The sequence below is a fragment of the Rhodococcus sp. KRD162 genome (genome assembly GCF_017168335.1).
GTDB lineage: Bacteria > Actinomycetota > Actinomycetes > Mycobacteriales > Mycobacteriaceae > Rhodococcoides.
The window spans coordinates 1-3,992 of record NZ_JABFAU010000022.1; the positions used below are offsets into that span (position 1 = coordinate 1).

At 60.7% G+C, this 3,992-nt stretch carries 5 protein-coding genes and 1 pseudogene; 4 read left to right on the top strand and 2 right to left on the bottom strand.

Annotated elements, in window-relative coordinates:
* The first annotated feature begins 555 nt into the window (after positions 1-555).
* From J1M87_RS23850 to J1M87_RS29120, 3 genes are all read left to right on the top strand, one after another.
* The gene (locus tag J1M87_RS23850) at positions 556-1,203 is read left to right on the top strand and encodes a hypothetical protein (protein ID WP_206492280.1); all 648 of its coding nucleotides are present in this window, start codon (positions 556-558) and stop codon (positions 1,201-1,203) included.
* A gap of 164 nt (positions 1,204-1,367) precedes the next feature.
* Complete coding sequence (locus J1M87_RS23855) at positions 1,368-1,655, top strand: hypothetical protein (RefSeq protein WP_206492281.1); 288 nt, start codon at positions 1,368-1,370, stop codon at positions 1,653-1,655.
* 115 nt (positions 1,656-1,770) lie between these two features.
* Positions 1,771-2,343: a MerR family transcriptional regulator gene (locus J1M87_RS29120; RefSeq protein ID WP_206492285.1), complete on the top strand. Its 573-nt coding sequence runs from the start codon at positions 1,771-1,773 to the stop codon at positions 2,341-2,343.
* 33 nt (positions 2,344-2,376) lie between these two features.
* Here the strand turns inward: J1M87_RS29120 and J1M87_RS23865 are convergent, their stop codons facing one another.
* A complete protein-coding gene (locus tag J1M87_RS23865) occupies positions 2,377-2,652 on the bottom strand; it encodes a hypothetical protein (protein WP_206492282.1) in 276 nt (91 codons plus the stop codon).
* 87 nt (positions 2,653-2,739) lie between these two features.
* A complete protein-coding gene (locus J1M87_RS23870) occupies positions 2,740-3,141 on the bottom strand; it encodes a hypothetical protein (RefSeq protein ID WP_206492283.1) in 402 nt (133 codons plus the stop codon).
* Positions 3,142-3,451: 310 nt separating this feature from the next.
* Here J1M87_RS23870 and J1M87_RS23875 point away from each other — a divergent pair.
* Positions 3,452-3,778, top strand: a pseudogene (locus J1M87_RS23875) (hypothetical protein); the annotation flags it as partial.
* Positions 3,779-3,992: the final 214 nt, after the last annotated feature.

Below are 3,992 nucleotides of genomic sequence, written 5' to 3' on the forward strand. Positions count from 1 at the left end.
TGAACTTCTACAACACTCGACGACGGCACTCCACAATCGGAATGCTCAGCCCCCACAGTTACGAACAGTCACTGAACGCGCCCATCATGGCCGCGTAACCACTGTCCACTTTTCGGGGGGAACCTCATACTGGCACGCGTATTTCTCGCAGTAACAACACTTCACTGGCTAGAGACCTTCGGCACAGACTTTCAGCGCCGTGGCGACACGGAATCGTCCGCAAGAGCCTTCGTCATGGTGGCCTGCACCTGTGCGATCGCACTGTCGAATTGGTTGAAACTTCTGTGTCGCAGTACATCCCACGTCATCGAACCTGACAGAGCAATCAATGGATAGAGCCTGCTTCACTCCAGCCCGGACGATGAGGCTCCAAGACCTGAGTGCCGAGGGCACCGCCCGGCCAGATGGACAATGGTCAACTGCAAAGCCCGTCTACAACACAGTCACCTTTACTGGCCTCGGTGGGTCGACTACGAGGCGGTTCAAGGGGGTGTGGCATCGCGTCCCCGAATTTAAGGGTCTGCGCGCACGGACAGTCGATGCTTTACTCGACGCATGAGCTGGTCGGTGCGGGGATGGTTTCAACGGCGACAGCGGGCGGCAGAACCGCCGCTGTCCGAGCAGTTCCAACTCGAGACGCCCGAAGCCACGGCCGCGCGCACACAGTTCTACGAGCGTCAACGCATAGCGTGGGAGAAGGTGAGGGCCGAGTTCGAGTCATGCGAAGGGCCTTTCCGGATCGTGGGAGATGTGTCGCAGTGGGCGGGTACCTGGCTCCCAGGCGACCTCCACGACGCGTCGCTGAGAGAGTTGGACGCTGCGTACGTACGCGGTGAGCTCCCGAGGATGCCGTTCACGCGCGGCGTTAGGCTGGAGGAGGTTGTGATAGCCACAGCAGTCGAAGACGGCATCGTGACTCTTCCCGTGCCGGGGAGACTGGCCAGATCGTATGTGCTTCGAGACCCCATTTCCGAGTACACAACTGCCGCGGGCTACGGACTTGCAGTCGCGGACAGTTCAGTGCTGGAGATCCGCGCTGCCGCCGGCACGATCGAAGAAGGAGAGCTTGGTAATTCGGATGGGTCCCCGCTGCACGGCGCAGCCGCGATCGAGCGAATAGTCCACCAAGTCGTAGACACCTTCGCTCGAGTGCGCCCCTTCCTCCACTACGCCTGGGACAAAGACCACCGACCCGGCCGGTGATCTCGTCAGCCAGGCAATCAGCCGATCGAGCGTGAGTTGAAGCAACGGCAATAGAACGCATGTTCGATTATTGCTATTCTAGACGCCGGAGGCACCGATGGGCTTCGGCCGGGACGGTTGCCGGCTGCGACGGAATCGAGTCAGATCAAGAAGAGGGGTCCTGCGTGGCTGGTATCGACTGGGCCGCCCATGCACGCCGCCTGCGTGAGCACGCAACCGCCGACGCGCTCGCACGTACCGAGGAGACCGGCAAACCGCATCGTCCGGACCAAAACGTCATGAGCGTGGCCAGCTCGTGCGACACCGCCGCCTACAGTCCCGGTCGACCCAATTCGCGCCTGGAAAAGCTGGTGGCAGACACTCTCGCTTCCAGGCCGACTCCGCGCCCGCAGACCGGCAACTTCGACCTGAGCAGCGGCTCGGGGCAGCTGCCCAACGCACCTCGACACTGACACCTCCGCTCCTACGATTCCGGGCGTTACGATCATCGCCTGTGCAGCCAGGCAACAACGGGGAGAGATCGTGACGGCAGACTCGGCAGACGGACAGGCCTCGTTCGACGAGTGGATGCCCGAGGCGTTCACCGTTCCAGTGGCCACCAGCTATGCCGGCGTCGACGCCGGTCTCGGTTATCGTGCGCCGGCAGTGCAGCAGGCAGCCGGTGTGACCTATCGCCAGCTCGACTATTGGGCGCGAACAGCACTGATAGAGCCGTCCATCCGCAGCGCAGCCGGTAGTGGATCTCAGCGCCTGTACTCGTTCACCGACGTCGTGACGGTGCGAGTGATCAAACGGCTACTCGACACCGGGGTGAGCCTGCAGAACGTCCGGATCGCGGTCGACCACTTACGCGCTCGCGGTCAAGACGGCCTCGCGAGCCTCACGCTGGTCTGCGACGGAATGTCGGTCTACGAATGCACCACCGATGAAGAGATCGTCGACTTGTTGCGCGGGGGACAGGGCGTGTTCGGGATCGCGATCGGGCACACCGCGACCGATGTAGCGGCCGTCGTGCGCCACCTACCGTCCGTAAAGGCTGCTGACACCCTCGCTGACGACGTAACCCGCAGTCACAGCAACTCCGCCGCCGAGGGCGTCCTTGATGATCTGAGCGTGCGCCGTGCGCGTCGCAGCGCATGATCGCATTCGGCTCCACTGATCACGGCTTGTAGTTCACGGTCTGAGCTCGGCCGGATCATGTAGACCCCAATGATCCTGAACGTCCCAGAGTCTCTGACGTAATGCCTTGTCGGGCATGACCGAATGGGGCGGCTCGACAGCAGCCTTGATTGCGAACAGCTCGTCCAGATCGCTCTCGATCCGATCGAGCTCACTGCGGGACGGCGGAGTCTCCTGCGCAGAACCTGGGCCGCCGGCCATGGCCATACCCTCGTCCGGCTGGTCGCGTTGCTGCTCGAGGAACTCTATTGCTCTGAGGATCTTGTCCATGAATTGCATCACTCATCGTAGGCCGTGATCGGCGACGTCACTGCCGATCACGTGACTAGTTTCGGTCCGGCGGCTTCTCTTCAGGGGTCAGGTCGTGATCCGAGATCCATTGAACAAGGCTTCGATGTATTCCTTGTCGACACTGTCTCTGAGCAGCTTGGCTGCTGGCTCTATGACCGTTTCCTCGACGGTGTCGACGTGTTCGACCAGCCAGCCGCTGATGCCGTCAGGCCCGTCGGAGACGGGCCCGAACAGAGTCGTGAGCGCCTCGGGCCTGAACCCCTGAGCGACCAGTTGCTCGGCGGTGACCCAATCGTCCGCAGGTTCGCCGACCCACACTTGGTGGTTGTATCGCAGATCCGCCTCGGTTGTTCTCCGGATGCGCTCATCGATGGGGAGATCGATGGCGTCCTCTGGAGTCTTCAGGCTCCAGTTCGTCGCTTCTCCGCGCTCGATCTCGTCCGCAGTGGCATCTCTGAAATAGCCCATATCCGGGATCGTATTCCTCGCTCCCTCGGCCCGCCCACTGCCATCGAGAGTCGACCCCCTCACATTCCGAATCTCCCTGATACAGAAAGGTAGTCATGCCAGAGCGCACGTTCACCTCGGAAGCCTTCTTCGCAGGCCTCTCTCTGGGTGGCGCTGTTCATCTTGTTCGCGATACGTGACACATCGGCCGTACGGAACTACGACGTAACAGCGAGTGCCGTCGTAGGCCGACCTATGTTTTGTAGACGAGAATAATCTCGCGGAGCCGAGTGGCACATGTTCGGAGTGGCCAGTCAGAAGTGCGCAAGACATGAGGAAGAACTGTGGCGTGAACAGGGAGAGAGAGGCTGGTAGTGACAGTTCAACGGATGGGTCGTTCGCTGCCAGATTGAACCGATTGTTCGCCACCGTGCATCCTCGTGGGCATCGCCCGTTCAGCAATGCCGATGTGGCGCAGGGTTTGACGGCGGCTGGGCACCGGATCTCGAAGTCGTATATTTCGATGTTGCGGTCGGGGCACCGCATCAACCCGTCCGAGGAGACTGTGGCGGCGTTGGCCTGGTTCTTCACAGTGAAACCGGACTACTTCTACGACCCGGTGTATCGGGATGCGGTCGACCGTGATTTCGAGGTGCTCACTGTCAGTTTCAGAAGACGAGTGCACGAGTTCAGAAGTGCGCTGCACTTGACACCTCTCAAGTAATCTAGCGAAAACGCTAGATTACTCCTTTGGTGCTTTGACTGCCCGATCGTCCGAACCTAGGCGCTCACTTATGACTACGTGTCTTTAACCTTCGTTTTAGACACGCCCTGGATTTGACACGGCAAGGACGATGGGCGTGTGTGTCAGA

Coding starts and splice junctions, on each gene's coding strand:
- J1M87_RS23850 (WP_206492280.1), top strand. CDS start 556: ATGAGCTGGTCGGTGCGGGGATGGTTTCAACGGCGACAGCGGGCGGCA.
- J1M87_RS29120 (WP_206492285.1), top strand. CDS start 1,771: ATGCCCGAGGCGTTCACCGTTCCAGTGGCCACCAGCTATGCCGGCGTC.
- J1M87_RS23865 (WP_206492282.1), bottom strand. CDS start 2,652: ATGGACAAGATCCTCAGAGCAATAGAGTTCCTCGAGCAGCAACGCGAC.
- J1M87_RS23870 (WP_206492283.1), bottom strand. CDS start 3,141: ATGGGCTATTTCAGAGATGCCACTGCGGACGAGATCGAGCGCGGAGAA.